This window comes from Streptomyces sp. NPDC028305 (genome assembly GCF_055569495.1).
Window position 1 is genome coordinate 165,603 of the sequence record NZ_JBVHTN010000014.1, and the last position, 15,185, is coordinate 180,787.

General features: G+C 72.1%; 14 protein-coding genes. 8 read left to right on the top strand and 6 right to left on the bottom strand.

Features of this window, described 5'->3' with window-relative positions:
* The first annotated feature begins 86 nt into the window (after positions 1-86).
* Both ACZ4WQ_RS44995 and ACZ4WQ_RS45000 read left to right on the top strand, forming a co-directional pair.
* Positions 87-371 (top strand): hypothetical protein, encoded by a 285-nt coding sequence (locus tag ACZ4WQ_RS44995; protein ID WP_358845579.1) that lies wholly within the window; start codon positions 87-89, stop codon positions 369-371.
* A complete protein-coding gene (locus ACZ4WQ_RS45000; RefSeq protein WP_311728091.1) occupies positions 368-661 on the top strand; it encodes a hypothetical protein in 294 nt (97 codons plus the stop codon). Before ACZ4WQ_RS44995 ends, ACZ4WQ_RS45000 begins: the two co-directional genes overlap by 4 nt.
* A 17-nt stretch (positions 662-678) precedes the next feature.
* Here the strand turns inward: ACZ4WQ_RS45000 and ACZ4WQ_RS45005 are convergent, their stop codons facing one another.
* The 4 genes from ACZ4WQ_RS45005 to ACZ4WQ_RS45020 all read right to left on the bottom strand — a co-directional run bounded on the left by ACZ4WQ_RS45005 (position 679) and on the right by ACZ4WQ_RS45020 (position 6,068).
* Positions 679-2,529, bottom strand: coding sequence for a glycoside hydrolase family 15 protein (locus tag ACZ4WQ_RS45005; RefSeq protein ID WP_398377168.1), 1,851 nt, complete (start codon positions 2,527-2,529; stop codon positions 679-681).
* 84 nt (positions 2,530-2,613) lie between these two features.
* A complete protein-coding gene (locus ACZ4WQ_RS45010) occupies positions 2,614-3,672 on the bottom strand; it encodes an NAD(+)/NADH kinase (protein WP_311728093.1) in 1,059 nt (352 codons plus the stop codon).
* 75 nt (positions 3,673-3,747) lie between these two features.
* Complete coding sequence (locus ACZ4WQ_RS45015; protein WP_311728094.1) at positions 3,748-4,845, bottom strand: branched-chain amino acid aminotransferase; 1,098 nt, start codon at positions 4,843-4,845, stop codon at positions 3,748-3,750.
* Between the two features lie 83 nt (positions 4,846-4,928).
* Positions 4,929-6,068, bottom strand: coding sequence for an acyl-CoA dehydrogenase family protein (locus ACZ4WQ_RS45020; protein ID WP_311728095.1), 1,140 nt, complete (start codon positions 6,066-6,068; stop codon positions 4,929-4,931).
* A gap of 228 nt (positions 6,069-6,296) precedes the next feature.
* Between ACZ4WQ_RS45020 and ACZ4WQ_RS45025 the strand changes: the two genes are divergently transcribed.
* Entirely contained in the window at positions 6,297-6,737 is a 441-nt protein-coding gene (locus tag ACZ4WQ_RS45025) for an Lrp/AsnC family transcriptional regulator (RefSeq protein WP_311728096.1), read from the top strand.
* A gap of 66 nt (positions 6,738-6,803) precedes the next feature.
* Here ACZ4WQ_RS45025 and ACZ4WQ_RS45030 read toward each other — a convergent pair whose 3' ends face one another.
* A complete protein-coding gene (locus ACZ4WQ_RS45030; protein WP_398377165.1) occupies positions 6,804-7,496 on the bottom strand; it encodes a ribonuclease H in 693 nt (230 codons plus the stop codon).
* A gap of 59 nt (positions 7,497-7,555) precedes the next feature.
* The gene (locus ACZ4WQ_RS45035; RefSeq protein ID WP_385342868.1) at positions 7,556-8,776 is read right to left on the bottom strand and encodes a serpin family protein; all 1,221 of its coding nucleotides are present in this window, start codon (positions 8,774-8,776) and stop codon (positions 7,556-7,558) included.
* Between the two features lie 221 nt (positions 8,777-8,997).
* Here ACZ4WQ_RS45035 and tal point away from each other — a divergent pair, with 221 nt between their 5' ends.
* Genes tal through gnd form a run of 5 tightly spaced genes read left to right on the top strand, consistent with a single transcriptional unit; the run spans position 8,998 to position 15,163 of the window.
* Entirely contained in the window at positions 8,998-10,116 is a 1,119-nt protein-coding gene (gene tal, locus ACZ4WQ_RS45040) for a transaldolase (RefSeq protein WP_398377164.1), read from the top strand.
* Positions 10,117-10,119: 3 nt separating this feature from the next.
* Positions 10,120-11,661 (top strand): glucose-6-phosphate dehydrogenase, encoded by a 1,542-nt coding sequence (zwf, locus tag ACZ4WQ_RS45045; RefSeq protein ID WP_311728100.1) that lies wholly within the window; start codon positions 10,120-10,122, stop codon positions 11,659-11,661.
* Positions 11,658-12,623, top strand: coding sequence for a glucose-6-phosphate dehydrogenase assembly protein OpcA (gene opcA / locus ACZ4WQ_RS45050; protein WP_311728101.1), 966 nt, complete (start codon positions 11,658-11,660; stop codon positions 12,621-12,623). The genes zwf and opcA overlap by 4 nt, the downstream gene beginning before the upstream one ends.
* Positions 12,616-14,280, top strand: a complete 1,665-nt coding sequence (gene pgi / locus ACZ4WQ_RS45055) for a glucose-6-phosphate isomerase (RefSeq protein ID WP_311728102.1) — start codon at positions 12,616-12,618, stop codon at positions 14,278-14,280. The genes opcA and pgi overlap by 8 nt, the downstream gene beginning before the upstream one ends.
* 1 nt (position 14,281) lies before the next feature.
* Positions 14,282-15,163, top strand: a complete 882-nt coding sequence (gnd, locus tag ACZ4WQ_RS45060; protein WP_468022890.1) for a phosphogluconate dehydrogenase (NAD(+)-dependent, decarboxylating) — start codon at positions 14,282-14,284, stop codon at positions 15,161-15,163.
* The last annotated feature ends 22 nt before the right edge of the window (positions 15,164-15,185 follow it).

Sequence of the window (15,185 nt, forward strand, 5' to 3'; positions counted from 1 at the left end):
GCCGGGTGCCGCGAGCGGTGCCATCGACGGCGCGCCGCGGGGTACCGTCATCGGCAGGCCCTGGCCCCGACCTCGAGGAGGTGCGCATGAGCGCACAGCCCGACCACTCCGTCGACCGCAAGGTCGCCGCCATTCCCCACACGATCAACGCCATCGGTGAGGCCTTGAGCGGCGAGCAGCGGGCCCGCTTCTACGGGGAGGTCCTGGCCGCCGAGGAGGCCGTCGTTCCCGCGGTGATGCGCTCGTGGTGGAAGATCGCGATGCTCGCGAAGGCCCCGTCCGCCGAGCACAGCCGCGCGAATGCCGCCGCCGGGCGGAATCTCGTCAGCATCGACGACCTCCTGACCCGGCTCGAGGGAGCCCACGGGTGAACCGTGAGCGCCCCCGGCCGGGCTGGGCTGCCTATATCGAGGAGACTCCGGCCGCCGCCATCTTGGCGATGCCCTCGGATCTGGCCAAGAAGGTCGCCAACTACATCGCCGCTCTGGCGCTCGAAGCGGGCGGCGCGCTCGACCGGCTCAGGCAGCCGCCCGGCGACCCGATGGACGACCACGGCACGCGGTTCAGCATCCAGGTCGCGGGCGAGCCCGTCATCATCGAGTACAGCGTCCACCACGACGTCCGGGCGATCCGGATTCCGGTCGTGGTCTGGATCGACTGACCGGGCGGTGGGGCGGGTCAGCCCAGGGCGCGGTCGAGGTTGAAGGCGGCGCTGATGAGGGAGAGATGGGTGAAGGCCTGGGGGAAGTTGCCGAGCTGTTCGCCGGTGGGGCCGATCTCCTCGGCGTACAGGCCCAGGTGGTTGGAGTAGGTGAGCATCTTCTCGAAGGCCAGCCGGGCCTCTTCCAGGCGGCCGGCCCGGGTGAGGGCCTCGACGTACCAGAAGGAGCAGATCGAGAAGGTGCCCTCGGTGCCGGGCAGGCCGTCCGAGCTGAGGAAGGGGTCGTAGCGGTAGACCAGGGAGTCGGAGACGAGCTCCGCCGTCAGGGCGTCCAGCGTCGCGAGCCACTTGGGGTCGACCGGGGAGACGAACTTGGCGAGCGGCATCATCAGCACCGAGGCGTCCAGGGCGTCGTGGTCCAGTTGCTGGGCGAAGGCCCCGCGCTGCTGGGACCAGCCGCGTGTCATGATCTGCCGGTAGATGGCGTCGCGGCTGCTCCGCCAGCGCGGAAGGTCGGCGGGCAGGCCACGGCGGTTGGCCACGCGTATGGCGCGCTCGATGGCCACCCAGCACATGAGGCGCGAGTACAGGAAGTTCTGCCGTCCGGCGCGGATCTCCCAGATGCCCTCGTCGGGCTGGTCCCAGTGATCGCAGACCCAGTTGACCAGGTAGCCCACCTCGTCCCAGTGGTCGCTGCTGATGGGGTGTCCCCACTTGTCGTACAGATAGACCGAGTCGATGAGCGCTCCGTAGATGTCCAGCTGGAGCTGGTTCACGGCGCCGTTTCCCACCCGGACCGGGGACGACCCCAAGTAGCCTTCAAGATGGGTCAGTTCGCGCTCGGCGAGCTCGCGGCGCCCGTCGATGCCGTACATGATCTGAAGGGGCCCGGCGGGGCCGTCCTCGCACATGATGCAGTGCTCGGACAGAAAGCCCATGAACGCCTCGGCCTCCGAGGTGAAGCCCAGGCGGAGCAGGGCGTAGACGCAGAAGGCGGCGTCGCGGACCCACATGTAGCGGTAGTCCCAGTTGCGCTCGCGGCCGATCGCCTCCGGCAGGCTGGTGGTGGCGGCGGCCACGATGGCGCCGGTGGGCGCGTAGGTGAGGAGTTTGAGGGTGAGCGCGGAGCGCTGGACCATTTCGCGCCACCGTCCGTGGTAGCGCGAGGCGCTCAGCCATGTGCGCCAGAAGCGCACCGTGGCCTCGAACTCGGCCCCGGCCTCGCGCCGGGCGCAGCCGAGGAGGGCGATCTCGTCGCCGACCCGGTCGAGGGCGAAGACCGCGGACTCGCCTTCGAGCAGTTTGAAGCGTGACCGCACGTCCTGGCCGTCGCACTCCAGCGGCACGGTGGAGGTCAGGGCCAGGGACAGGGAGCGGGACTCGAAGAGCACCCGGTCGCCCTGGAGGCTCGCGGTGTGCGGCTCGGCCCCGTAGCCGAAGCGGGGCGCCACCCGCGCGGTGAACGGGAGGGTGCCTCGTACGCAGCGCACCCGTCTGATCAGCCGGTGCCGGACGGAGTCGCGGGACTCGTCGACGACGGGCATGAAGTCCTGGATCTCCCCCGCGCCGTCGGCGGAGGAGAAGCGGGTGATCAGCACGTTGGTGTCGGGGAAGTAGAACTGGCGGGTCCGCGCGGGGACGTCGGTGGCCAGCTCGAAGGATCCGCCCCGTTCCGCGTCGAGGATCGAGCCGAACACGCTGGGCGCGTCGAAGCGCGGGCAGCAGTACCAGTCGATCGTGCCGTTGGTGCCGACCAGGGCGACGGTGCGCAGGTCGCCGATCAGTCCGTGATCGGCGATCGGCAGATAGCGCGAGGAGGCCGTCGGGCAGCCCGTCTGCTGTCCGTATTCGGTGATGTCGAACACCATGCCGGGCCTCCCTGTGCCGGGCCTCCCTGCTATCGGAGCAGCGCCTCCGCCAGCGCGCGGCGAATGCTCCTATAACAGAGTAAATCACCCCGCAATTGGCCAGGGCCGGTGCAGATGGGCCAGGTCGTCGGGGGGCGGGGTGCCGGGTCGGTAGACGGGCGGGGTCTGGTCGACGGCGGTCGCGGGGGCGTCGGCCAGCTGGAAGCGGCCGCGCAGGAGCCGGTAGAACTGGAGCGGCGCCAGCCGCGCCAGGCGCAGGCGGTACGGGGCCCGGTAGGCCGCCATCCAGTCGCCGGGGTCCAGCACCCCGCGCAGCTGCCCGTCGATGCTGACGGCCACGCGCCCGGAGTGCGGAAGGACGCGGACCGCGACCATCTCGTCGGCCCCGGCGATCACGGTGCGGTCGAAGGCCATGTGCGGAGCGACCGGCGTGAAGACGATCGCGTCGGTCTCGGGGGCCAGGACGGGGCCTCCGGCGGCGAAGCTGTAGGCGGTGGAGCCGGTGGGGGTCGCCACGATGACGGCGTCGGCCGAGTAGCAGGCCAGCAGCTGTCCGGCCAGATACACGGCCAGGCTCGCCTGCCGGTTCCGGGCGAGTTTCTCGAAGACCACGTCGTTCACCGCGGTGACGTCCAGGGCGATGCCCCAGCCGGACTCCGTGACGACGCCGGGGCGCACGGTGGGGGCGGGCAGCGCGGGGCCGCGCCCGTAGCACAGCGGCTCCTCCAGGCCGACGGGCGTCTCCAGCGGGCGCGACGCCCGGAGGGTGAGCACCATCCGCTCCTCAATGACCGCCTGGCCCCGGTGGAGGATGTCCAGGGCGCCCTCGACCTGGTCGGTGGCGATCTCGGTGAGGAAGCCGACCCGGCCCACGTTGACCCCCAGCACCGCCGCCCCGTCCTTGGCGGCGATCCGCGCCCCGCGGAGGAAGGTGCCGTCGCCGCCGAAGGTCATGACCGCCCCCGGGTGGCCCGCGGCCACCGCCTCGTCCTGGCCGCCGCGCCGGGGCACCCCTTCCCGCCACACGTCGATGTCGGCGCACACGACATCGTGCGCGGCACACCACGCCCGGGCGGTCTGCGCCGCCGCGACGGCGGCGGGACGGCCCTGGTGGACGACGAGTCCGAGCCGGGTCAGAGGCATCGATTCCCACGGTAGCCCGCGCCTGTCGGTGCCGCAGGTCGCGGTGGCGCGGGGCCCGACGGCGTACCACGGCGGTCAGGCGCAGGGGCGCAGCCAGCCGTGGGGGTCGGCGGTCAGGCCGGTCTGCCGCTGGAGCAGGGCTTCCCGGAGGCGCATCGAGACGGGGCCGGGGCGTCCGTCGGCGACAGTCCAGGCGGTGTCCTCGGTCCGGGCGTGGCCGACGGGAGTGATGACGGCGGCCGTGCCGCAGGCGAAGACCTCGCTGATGGAGCCGTCGGCACAGCCCTCCTGCCACTCCTGGAGGCTGATGCGGGTCTCGTGGGTCGGGTAGCCGAGTTCGTCCGCGATCGTGAGCAGGGAGTCGCGGGTGACGCCGGCCAGCAGGGTGTCGGTCAGCCGTGGGGTGACGACGCGGGCCTCGCTGCCGGTGCCGTGGACGAAGCACAGGTTGGTGACGCCGACTTCCTCGATCCACCGGCGCTCCAGCGCGTCGAGCCACACGACCTGGTCGCAGCCGTGTTCCGCGGCCTCGGCCTGTGCGATCAGCGAACCGGCGTAGTTTCCGGCGCACTTGGCCGCGCCGGTGCCGCCGGGGGCGGCGCGCACATATCGCTGGGTCACCCAGACGGACACCGGCTCGACGCCGCCGGGGAAGAAGGCGCCGGCCGGGGAGGCGATGACCACGAAGAGGTAGGAGGAGGCCGGCTTGACCCCGAGGGCGTTCTCGGTGGCGATCATGAACGGTCGCAGGTAGAGGGAGCGTTCGGCGCCGCGGGGGACCCACGCCCGGTCCTGGCGGACCAGCAGTTCGCATGCCTGGACGAAGGTGTCCACCGGCAGTTCGGGCATGGCCAGCCGGCGGGCGCTGTGCTGGAAGCGGCGGGCGTTGGCCTCGGGCCGGAAGAGGGCGACGGTGTCGTCGGGCTGCGGATAGGCCTTGAGCCCTTCGAAGATCGCCTGCCCGTAATGCAGCGTCATGTTGGCCGGGTCCATGGCGAGTGGGGCGTACGGGCCCAGCCGGGCGTCGTGCCAGCCGCGGTCCGCGGTCCAGCCGATGGTCACCATGTGATCGGTGAAGTGGCGGCCGAAGCCGGGGTCGGCCAGGATCGCCTGGCGGTCGGCGGCGGGGCGGGGTGAGGGGTGCGGCAGCCGCTCGAAGGCGAGGTGTGTCATGGGCGGTCCTCACAGGCGGGGTCGGTCGGCGGGGCCGTCCGCGCGGAGCGTCCGGTCCGCGCGGGCGGCCCCGCCGTCGCGCGTCAGTCGGCGAGCCGGCGGCTGATGACCAGCCGCTGGATCTGGTTGGTGCCCTCGAATATCTGCATGATCTTCGCTTCGCGCATATAGCGCTCGACGGGGTAGTCGCGGGTGTATCCGTAGCCGCCGAAGACCTGGACCGCGTCGGTGGTGACCTTCATGGCGGCGTCGGTGGCGATGAGTTTGGCGACGCTGGCCTGCCGGCTGTACGGACGTCCCGCGTCACGGCGGCGGGCGGCGTCGAGGTAGGTGGCCCGTGCGGAGTCGACGGCGGCGGCCATGTCCGCCAGCAGAAAGCCGAGCCCCTGGTGGTCGATGATCTTGCGGCCGAAGGCGGTGCGCTCACCGGCGTACGCGACGGCGGCGTCCAGGGCGGCCTGGGCCAGCCCGGTGGCGCAGGCGGCGATGCCCAGCCGGCCGGAGTCCAGGGCGCTGAAGGCGATCTGGAGGCCCTGGCCCTCCCGTCCGATGAGCCGGTCGGGGTCGAGCAGGGCGCCGTCCCAGTAGGCGGCCGTGGTGGGGATGGCGTGCAGGCCCATCTTCTCCTCGGGCCGGCCGAAGGTGAGGCCGTCGGCGTGGCCGGGGGCGAGGAAGCAGGAGATGCCGTCGCCGCCCGGGGCGGTGCGGGCGAAGAGGGCGTAGAACCCGGCCTTGCCGCCGTGGGTGATCCAGGCCTTGGCGCCGTTGATCCGGTAGCCGTCGGCGTCCTTGTCGGCCCGGCAGGTCAGGGCCGCGGCGTCCGAGCCGGCCTGTGGTTCGGAGAGGCTGTAGCCGCCGATGAGACGGCCGCTGAGGGTGTCCTCGGCCCAGCGGCCGAGCTGAGCGGCGGTGCCGAAGGTGAGGAGGGGGAAGGTGGCGAGGGTGTGGACGCTCACGGCGACGGCGACGGCCGCCCAGCGCGCCGCCAGCTCCTCGAGGGCCTGGAGGTAGACCTCGTACGGCTGGTCGCCGCCGCCGTGCTGCTCCGGGTACGGCAGGCCCAGCAGGCCCGCCTCTCCGAGCAGGGCGAACAGCCCCTCGGGATAGGTTTCGGCGCGTTCGTGTTCGTCGACCCGGGGGGCGAGCTCCTTGTCGGCGATGTCGCGGACGAGGTCCAGCAGGTCCTCGGCCTCCCGGGTGGGCAGCAGGCGATCGACGGGCATGGCGGTGCTCCAGGGTGCGTGCGTGCGGGCGGGTGAACGAGGTCGGGCGGCGACGGGATCGAGGAGCTCGGTGCGGCGTCAATATGGTGCCGTGGGGCACAAGGACCTTGCGAGATGTCGGGTGGAAGACGCAAAGCATTTCTACGAGCGGGCCGCTCAGGTAGGTTCGATTGCGCGCGAGGGGTTGTTTTATCGGCCGCGGCAGGGGCCGGGAGGCAGGGGGTCGGCATGACCGAGATCGACGATGTGGACCGCCAGTTGCTGCGGATGCTGCGCGAGGACGGGCGGCGCACCTACTCCGAGATGGCGCCCGAGGTGGGGCTGTCGGTGGCCGCGGTCAAGCGCCGGGTGGACCGGATGCGGAACAGCGGCGTGATCACGGGCTTCACGGTGCAGGTCGATCACGCCAAGCTGGGCTGGGGGATCGAGGCGTTCGTGGAGCTGTCGTACACGGGCACCACCCCCGTCGGGGAGATCGTCCGCACGGCGTACAAGGTGCCCGAGGTCCAGGCGGTCTTCACGATCGCGGGCGACCCCGACGCGCTGGTTCATGTCCGGGTGCGGGACATCGAGCATCTACAGCAGACCATCGACGGGCTGCGCCGCGCGGGGCAGGTCACCGGCACCAAGACGCTGATGGTGCTGGGCTCCTGGACGAGAAACGCCTGAGGAGGCGCTACCGGCCCCGCGGGCCGCGGGCTCGTGGGGTGGGGCCGCCCGGCCCCCGGCCCCCGGTCAGGTGGTGGCGGCGATGGCGCAGGCGGGGTGGCCCCAGCCGTCGGGGTTCTTCTTGATGGTCTCCCCCTTCGCGTACGGCGCTCCGCAGCGGCAGCGGCCGGGGAACTTCGCCGTGATGGAGCCGCCCGAGCGCGCCCCGCTCCCCCGCTTGGCCGCCTGCTTGCCGCCGCGCCCCGCCGGGCGGGCGGGCCCGGTGGGGGCCTGTGGCTCGGGCAGGGCCGAGCCGAGGGAGCTGCCGATGGCCTGCTGGGTGCGGGCCGTGTCGCTGGCCGCCTGGTCCGCGGCCGCGTTGAACGGGTCGCCGCCCACCTGGTGCGCCGCCACGTGGACGAACTCCACGTCCCGGCCGCCCAGCAGTTCGTCGATGCTCACCACGAGATCGCGGTTGGCCACCGGTGAGCCCGAGGCCGTCTTCCAGCCCTTTCTGCGCCATCCCGGCAGCCAGGTGGTGACCGCCTTCATCGCGTACTGGGAGTCCATCCGCACCTCGAGCGGCGCGGCCGGGTCGGTGGCCTCCAACAGGCGCAGCAGCGCGGTCAGTTCGGCCACGTTGTTGGTGGCGGTGCCGAGCGGCCCGGCCTCCCACCGCGCCACCGTGCCGTCGGCGCCCGCGATGACCCATGCCCAGGCCGCGGGCCCGGGGTTGCCCTTCGAGGCGCCGTCGCACGCGGCGATGATCCGTGTTGTCATTCCCCCGATACTGCCACCCCGGCGGACGCGTCCCGAACCTCGCGCACCCCGGCGGGTGGTCAGCGGCTGATGTGCATCCCGGGCCGGGGCGGCGCCCCGTACTCCTCCGGCTCCCCGACCCACCCGGCCATGAGGACCAGGCCGGACGCCCGGTGCACCGCCAGGAAGCCGAAGGGCCGGTCAAAGCGCGCGTGGACCAGCTTGGCCCGGTGCGGGGGCGCCATCGGGACGCCCCCGGGCGCCGCGGCCAGCGCGGTGACGGCGGCGGCCCGGAAGCCGAGGGCGCCGAAGGTCGCCGTCGCGCTCTGCCGCGCCGCCGAGATCGCCAGCGGCGCCCCGCTGATGCCGGGGAAGTGGCCGTGCGAGGCGTTGCGCGCGGAGCCGAGCCCGAACAGCGGCGCGTGGTCGAGCAGATTGTGCTCGCCGTTCACGGTGAAGGGCACCGCGGTGACGCGGAGTACGGGCGTCTGGTCCCAGCTCTGCACGGTCTCGACGGTCAGGCCGGGGGCGGGGGTGCCGGGCGGGAGCGCCTCGACCGCGGTGGCCGGGTACGTCCCGGCGAGCGCGGCCACGCCCGTGTGCAGCACCTGCCCGCCCGGGGCGCCCTCCGCACCGAGGAGCAGATGGACGTCCAGGCCGTTGTCTCCCGCGACCCGCAGCGTGGTCAGCGGGCCGTCGGGGGTGTGCGCGACGCCGATGTCCTCGGACAGCGGGCCGGTCCTGGACAGTCCGGCCAGCGTGCGCCCGGCCCAGGGGCCGTGGCGCGGGGCCGTCAGGGAGGGGTCGAAGGGCCGGCGCCAGGTGGTCCGTACGACCAGGGCGGTGGCCAGCACCAGCAGCGTGTCCGGGTCGACCACGGGGGGCATTTTCTCGATCATGCCGTCGGTGTGGCGGGCCGCCCAGGCGTTCATCCGCGCGAGGTCGGCGTCCACGTCGCCGGTGAGGGCTCCGTGGGTGTCCAGGGGCAGCCGGTTCAGCCACTCGGGGCGCAGCGGCAGTTCCTGACGTGTCCACAGCCCGAGCGCCGAGTCGACGCCCGGCAGCTCGCCCAGCGCGGTGAGCAGGTGCCGGCCCTGGGCGAGCGCGGAGTCCGCGCCGATGCCCAGCGCCCGCTCCAGCTCCCGCCGGGCCGTGCCGTCGGCGGCGTCGGCGAGCAGGGCGAGGGCCGGCCAGACGCCGGCCGCGGTGAGGACGGTGCCGCGCTCGCCCACGGCCTCCCGGGCCCAGTTCGCCGTCATCGCGTTGACGGCCCGCACCGCCGTGGTGTCCTCGGTGACCATGTGCTCCCCCGTGTGCTGTGCTGCGGAACGGCGGCTCGCGACCGCCTTGCGGGAGCAGCTTAACGATCTCCTGGGGGCCGCCCAGGGGGCCGTGCGCCAGATCACACGGGCCCCCGGAATAGGGGCGGAGGGCCTCACGTTCAGGTGATTGTTTCATAGCTGAACATAAAGGGATCGGGCCCACATGCACGCGATCCTGCGGGAGAAGCGGACCGAAAACAATGACTGACGCACTCAAGCGCCTGGCCGACGAAGGCGTAGCGATCTGGCTCGACGACCTGTCGCGCAAGCGCATCGCCTCCGGGAATCTGGCCGAGCTGATCGACCGGGACCATGTGGTCGGGGTCACCACCAATCCATCGATCTTCCAGAAGGCGATCTCCGGCGGCGACGGCTATCAGGACCAGCTCCGCGATCTGGCCACCCGCGGGGTGACCGTGGACGAGGCCATCCGCATGGTCACCACCGCCGATGTGCGCGACGCCGCGGACATCCTGCGCCCGGTCTTCGCGTCCACGGGCGGCCGGGACGGCCGGGTCTCCATCGAGGTCGACCCGCGGCTCGCCCACCGCACCGCCGCCACCGTCGCCGAGGCCAAGCAGCTCGCCTGGCTGGTCGACCGCCCCAACACCCTGATCAAGATCCCGGCCACCGAGGCCGGACTCCCCGCGATCACCGAGGTCATCGGCGCGGGCATCAGTGTGAACGTCACGCTGATCTTCTCCCTCGACCGGTACCGGGCCGTGATCGACGCCTATATGGCGGGCCTGGAGAAGGCCCGGGCGGCGGGGATCGACCTGTCGGGGATCCACTCGGTGGCGTCCTTCTTCGTCTCCCGCGTGGACACCGAGATCGACAAGCGCCTCGACGCGCTGGGCACCGACGCCGCCCGGGCCCTCAAGAGCCGGGCCGCCCTCGCCAACGCCCGCCTCGCCTACCAGGCGTACGAGGAGGCCTTCGACAGCGACCGGTGGCGGTCCCTGGAGCAGGCGGGTGCCAACCGGCAGCGTCCGCTGTGGGCCTCGACCGGCGTCAAGGACCCCGCCCTTCCCGACACCCTCTACGTCACCGAGCTGGTCGCCCCCGACACGGTCAACACCATGCCCGAGGCCACCCTGGCCGCCACCGGCGACCACGGCGAGATCACCGGCGACACCGTCCACGGCACCTACGAGGAGGCCCGGGCCGTCCTCGACCGGCTGGCCGAACTGGGTATCTCGTACGACGAGGTGGTCCAGCTGCTGGAGGACGAGGGCGTGGCGAAGTTCGAGCAGGCCTGGATGGACCTGCTCACCTCCACCGAACACGAGCTCCGGCGCCTGGCGCCCGAGGAGGTCTGAGCCATGTCGACCGCCACACCCGGCCGGTGGACCAACCCGCTGCTCGACCCGGAGGACCGCCGTCTGCCGCGCATCGCGGGCCCGTCCGGCCTGGTCATCTTCGGTGTCACCGGCGACCTGTCGCGCAAGAAGCTGATGCCGGCCGTCTACGACCTGGCCAACCGCGGCCTGCTGCCGCCGGGCTTCTCCCTCGTGGGCTTCGCCCGCCGCGACTGGGAGGACGAGGACTTCGCCCAGGTCGTGCACGACGCGGTCAGGGAGCACGCCAGGACGCCGTTCCGCGAGGAGGTCTGGCGGCAGCTCGCCGAGGGCATGCGGTTCGTACCCGGTGAGTTCGACGACGACAAGGCGTTCAGGACGCTCCGCGAGACCGTCGACGAGCTCGACGCGGCGCGCGGCACCAGCGGCAACTTCGCCTTCTACCTCTCCGTGCCGCCCAAGTTCTTCCCCACCGTCGTACGGCAGCTCAAGAAGCACGGCCTGTCCGACGCGCCCGGCGGCTCCTGGCGGCGCGCGGTCATCGAGAAGCCCTTCGGACACGACCTGGCCTCCGCCGAGGAGCTGAACCAGGTCGTCCACGAGGTGTTCGCGCCCGACCAGGTGTTCCGCATCGACCACTACCTGGGCAAGGAGACCGTCCAGAACATCCTGGCGCTGCGCTTCGCGAACCAGATGTTCGAGCCGATCTGGAACCGGTCGTATGTCGACCATGTGCAGATCACCATGGCCGAGGACATCGGCATCGGCGGGCGCGCCGGGTACTACGACGGCATCGGCGCGGCCCGGGACGTCATCCAGAACCACCTCCTCCAGCTCCTCGCGCTGACCGCGATGGAGGAGCCCGCCGGGTTCGACGCCCAGTCGCTGGTGACCGAGAAGCTGAAGGTCCTGGGGGCCGTCAAGCTCCCCGCCGACCTCGGCGCGCACACGGTGCGCGGGCAGTACGCGGCCGGCTGGCAGGGCGGCGAGCTGGTGCCGGGCTATCTGGAGGAAGCGGGGATCGCCCCGACGTCCGGGACCGACACCTACGCGGCCATCAAGCTGGAGGTCGACAACCGCCGCTGGGCCGGCGTGCCCTTCTATCTGCGGACCGGCAAGCGGCTCGGGCGGCGGGTCACCGAGATCGCGGTGGTCTTCCAGCGCGCCCCGCACTCCCCCTTCGACACCACCGACACCCAGGAGCTGGGTCAGAACGCCCTGGTCATCCGGGTGCAGCCGGACGAGGGCATCACCGTCCGGTTCGGCTCCAAGGTGCCCGGCACCTCCATGGAGATCCGGGACGTGACGATGGACTTCGCCTACGGCGAGTCGTTCACGGAAGAAAGCCCGGAGGCGTACGAGCGGCTGATCCTCGATGTGCTGCTCGGCGACGCCAACCTGTTCCCGCGCACCGAGGAGGTCGAGGAGTCCTGGAAGATCCTCGACCCCGTGGAGGACTACTGGGACACCCACGGCAGGCCCGAGCAGTACACCGCCGGGACCTGGGGCCCCAAGGCCGCGGACGACATGCTCGCACGAGACGGACGGAACTGGCGCCGGCCATGAACATCGATCTGACCAACACCACATCCAGCAAGATCAACGCGGCCCTGGTGGAGGCCCGCCGGGCCGCGGGCAGCCCCGCCGTCGGCATGGTGCTCACACTGGTGATCGTCACCGATGAGGGCAACCACTACGACGCGCTCAAGGCCGCCGCCGACGCCTCCCGGGAGCACCCCTCGCGCATCCTGGCGGTCATCAAGCGGCCCGGCCGCTCGCCGCGCGACCGCCGCGGCGCCCGCCTCGACGCCGAGGTGCGCGTCGGTGGTGACGCCGGAGGCGGCGAGACCGTCGTCCTGCGGCTGCACGGCGAACTCGCGGACTACGCGGACTCGGTGGTGCTGCCGCTGCTGCTGCCCGACGCCCCGGTCGTGGTCTGGTGGCCGGTCGACGCCCCGGCCCGGCCCGCACAGGACCCGCTGGGCGCGCTCGCGCAGCGGCGGATCACCGACACGTACGCCGTCGAGCAGCCGCTGGAACAACTGGCCGCCCGCGCCGCCTCGTACGCCCCCGGCGACACCGACCTGGCCTGGACCCGGCTCACCCCGTGGCGGGCCATGCTCGCGGCCGCGCTGGACCAGGCCCGCACGGAGGTCACCTCGGCGGTGGTGGAGAGCGAGGCGGACAATCCGAGCGCCGAGCTGCTGGCCCGCTGGTTCGCGAACCGGCTGAAGGTGCCCGTCGAGCAGGTCGTCACGGACGGCCCGGTGGTCACCGCGGTCCGGCTGCGCACCGCCGCCGGAGAGATCCACATCGACCGGCCGGAGGGCCCGGTGGCCACGCTGTCCATCCCGGGGCAGCCCACCCGCACCCTCGCGCTGAAGGTGCGCAGCACCGCCGAGCTGATCGCCGAGGAACTGCGCCGGCTCGACCCCGACGAGGCGTACGCCGCCGCCCTCCGCGCCCGGGTCACGGCCCCTGCGGTCGCCGAGAAGGTCTCCGCGAAGAAGGAGCAGAAGGATGTCTGACCCCGTCCGCCTCGACCGGCTGCCCGAGTGGGCCGCGCTGGCGAAGCACCGCGAGGAGTTCGCGGGGGTCCATCTGCGCGACCTGTTCGCGGCCGACGCCGAGCGCGCCGACCGCTATGTGCTGCGCGTCGGGGACCTGCACCTCGACTACTCCAAGCACCTGGTGACCGACGAGACGCTGCGGCTGTTCCGGGAGCTGGCGAAGGCGCGCGGCGTCGCGGAGCTGCGGGACGCGATGTTCCGCGGCGAGAAGATCAATGTCACCGAGAAGCGGGCGGTGCTGCACACCGCGCTGCGCGCCCCGCGCGACGCGGTGATCGAGGTCGACGGCGAGAACGTGGTCCCGGCCGTGCACGCGGTGCTGGACAAAATGGCCGCCTTCGCGCGGCGGGTCCGCTCGGGCGAGTGGACCGGCGCCACCGGCAAGCGCATCCGGACTGTCGTCAACATCGGCATCGGCGGCTCGGATCTGGGCCCCGCGATGGCGTACGACGCGCTGCGCCCGTACTCCGCGCGGGAGTTGGACGTCCGCTTCGTGTCCAATGTGGACGGCGCCGATCTGCACGAGGCCGTGCGGGGCCTGGATCCGGCCGAGACGCTGTTCATCGTCGCGTCGAAGACCTTCACCACGATCGAGACCATCACCAACGCCACCTCCGCCCGCGGCTGGCTGCTGGCCGGGCTCGGCGCCGACGCCGGTGAGGAGGCGGTGGCCAGGCACTTCGTCGCGCTGTCCACCAACGCGGAGAAGGTGGCGGAGTTCGGCATCGACCCCGCCAACATGTTCGAGTTCTGGGACTGGGTCGGCGGCCGCTACTCCTTCGACTCCGCCATCGGTCTGTCGCTGATGATCGCGATCGGCCCGGAGCGGTTCCGCGAGCTGCTCGACGGTTTCCACCTGGTCGACGAGCACTTCCGCACCGCCCCCGCCGAGGCCAACGTGCCGCTGCTGCTGGGGCTGCTGGGGGTGTGGTACGGCGCGTTCTTCGACGCCCAGTCGCACGCGGTACTGCCGTACAGCCATTATCTGTCGAAGTTCACCGCGTATCTGCAACAGCTGGACATGGAGTCCAACGGCAAGTCGGTGGACCGCGAGGGCAATCCGGTCGGCTGGCAGACCGGCCCGGTCGTGTGGGGCACCCCGGGCACCAACGGCCAGCACGCCTACTACCAGCTGCTGCACCAGGGCACCAAGGTGATCCCGGCCGATCTGATCGGCTTCGCCCGTCCGGTCGCGGAACTCGGCCCCGAACTGGCCGCCCAGCACGACCTGCTGATGGCCAACCTCTTCGCCCAGGGCCAGGCGCTGGCCTTCGGCAAGACCGGGGAGGAGGTGCGCGCCGAGGGCATCGCCGAGGAGCAGGTGGCGCACCGCACCTTCCACGGCAACAAGCCCACCACCACGATCCTGGCCGCCGAGCTCACTCCCTCGGTGCTCGGCCAGCTGATCGCGCTGTACGAGCACAAGGTGTTCGTACAGGGCGCGATCTGGAACATCGACTCCTTCGACCAGTGGGGCGTCGAGCTCGGCAAGGTCCTGGCCAAGCGGGTCGAGCCCGCGCTCACCGAGGGCGCCGCCGTGCCCGGCCTGGACGCCTCCACCGCCGCCCTGGTCGCCGCCTACCGCTCGCTGCGAGCACAGCAAAGGAACAGCTGACATGGAGCTTGGACTCATCGGCCTGGGCAAGATGGGCGGCAACATGCGCGAGCGCATCCGCCGCGCGGGCCACACCGTCATCGGCTACGACCGCGACCCCGGCCTCTCCGATGTCTCCGGCCTCGCCGAGCTCGTCGGCGCGCTCGAAGGCCCGCGCGTGGTGTGGGTGATGGTCCCCGCCGGCGGTCCCACCCAGGCCGTCATCGACGAGCTCGCCGGCCTTCTGTCCCCGGGCGACATCGTGGTCGACGGCGGCAACTCCCGCTGGACCGACGACGAGAAGCACGCGGAGGAGCTGGCCACGCGCGGCATAGGCTTCGTCGACGCGGGCGTCTCCGGCGGCGTCTGGGGCCTGGAGAACGGTTACGCCCTGATGGTGGGCGGCGATCCCGAGCACATCGCCGTCGTCAAGCCCGTCTTCGACGCGCTCAAGCCCGAGGGCGACTTCGGCTACGTCCACGCCGGGAAGGTCGGTGCCGGCCACTTCGCGAAGATGGTCCACAACGGCATCGAGTACGCGATGATGCAGGCCTACGCCGAGGGCTGGGAGCTGCTGGAGGCCGTGGACTCGGTCACCGACGTCCGTGAGGTCTTCCGCTCCTGGCGGGAGGGCACCGTCATCCGCTCCTGGCTGCTGGACCTCGCGGTGGGTGCCCTGGACGACGACGAGCACCTGGAGAAGCTGCGGGGCTACGCGGAGGACTCCGGCGAGGGCCGCTGGACCGTCGAGGCCGCGATCGACAACGCCGTACCGCTGCCCGCCATCACGGCCTCGCTCTTCGCCCGGTTCGCGTCCCGCCAGGACGACTCCCCGCAGATGAAGATGATCGCCGCACTGCGCAACCAGTTCGGCGGCCACGCGGTCGAGCCCCGCGAGGGCTGATCCCGCTCCGCCCGCCCGGGGC

What these genes read in the sequence shown, in the direction of transcription:
- ACZ4WQ_RS44995 (WP_358845579.1), top strand. Translation starts at nt 87, where the DNA reads ATGAGCGCACAGCCCGACCACTCCGTCGACCGCAAGGTCGCCGCCATT.
- ACZ4WQ_RS45005 (WP_398377168.1), bottom strand. Translation starts at nt 2,529, where the DNA reads ATGGTGTTCGACATCACCGAATACGGACAGCAGACGGGCTGCCCGACG.
- ACZ4WQ_RS45010 (WP_311728093.1), bottom strand. Translation starts at nt 3,672, where the DNA reads ATGCCTCTGACCCGGCTCGGACTCGTCGTCCACCAGGGCCGTCCCGCC.
- ACZ4WQ_RS45015 (WP_311728094.1), bottom strand. Translation starts at nt 4,845, where the DNA reads ATGACACACCTCGCCTTCGAGCGGCTGCCGCACCCCTCACCCCGCCCC.
- ACZ4WQ_RS45020 (WP_311728095.1), bottom strand. Translation starts at nt 6,068, where the DNA reads ATGCCCGTCGATCGCCTGCTGCCCACCCGGGAGGCCGAGGACCTGCTG.
- ACZ4WQ_RS45025 (WP_311728096.1), top strand. Translation starts at nt 6,297, where the DNA reads ATGACCGAGATCGACGATGTGGACCGCCAGTTGCTGCGGATGCTGCGC.
- ACZ4WQ_RS45030 (WP_398377165.1), bottom strand. Translation starts at nt 7,496, where the DNA reads ATGACAACACGGATCATCGCCGCGTGCGACGGCGCCTCGAAGGGCAAC.
- ACZ4WQ_RS45035 (WP_385342868.1), bottom strand. Translation starts at nt 8,776, where the DNA reads ATGGTCACCGAGGACACCACGGCGGTGCGGGCCGTCAACGCGATGACG.
- tal (WP_398377164.1), top strand. Translation starts at nt 8,998, where the DNA reads ATGACTGACGCACTCAAGCGCCTGGCCGACGAAGGCGTAGCGATCTGG.
- zwf (WP_311728100.1), top strand. Translation starts at nt 10,120, where the DNA reads ATGTCGACCGCCACACCCGGCCGGTGGACCAACCCGCTGCTCGACCCG.
- opcA (WP_311728101.1), top strand. Translation starts at nt 11,658, where the DNA reads ATGAACATCGATCTGACCAACACCACATCCAGCAAGATCAACGCGGCC.
- pgi (WP_311728102.1), top strand. Translation starts at nt 12,616, where the DNA reads ATGTCTGACCCCGTCCGCCTCGACCGGCTGCCCGAGTGGGCCGCGCTG.
- gnd (WP_468022890.1), top strand. Translation starts at nt 14,282, where the DNA reads ATGGAGCTTGGACTCATCGGCCTGGGCAAGATGGGCGGCAACATGCGC.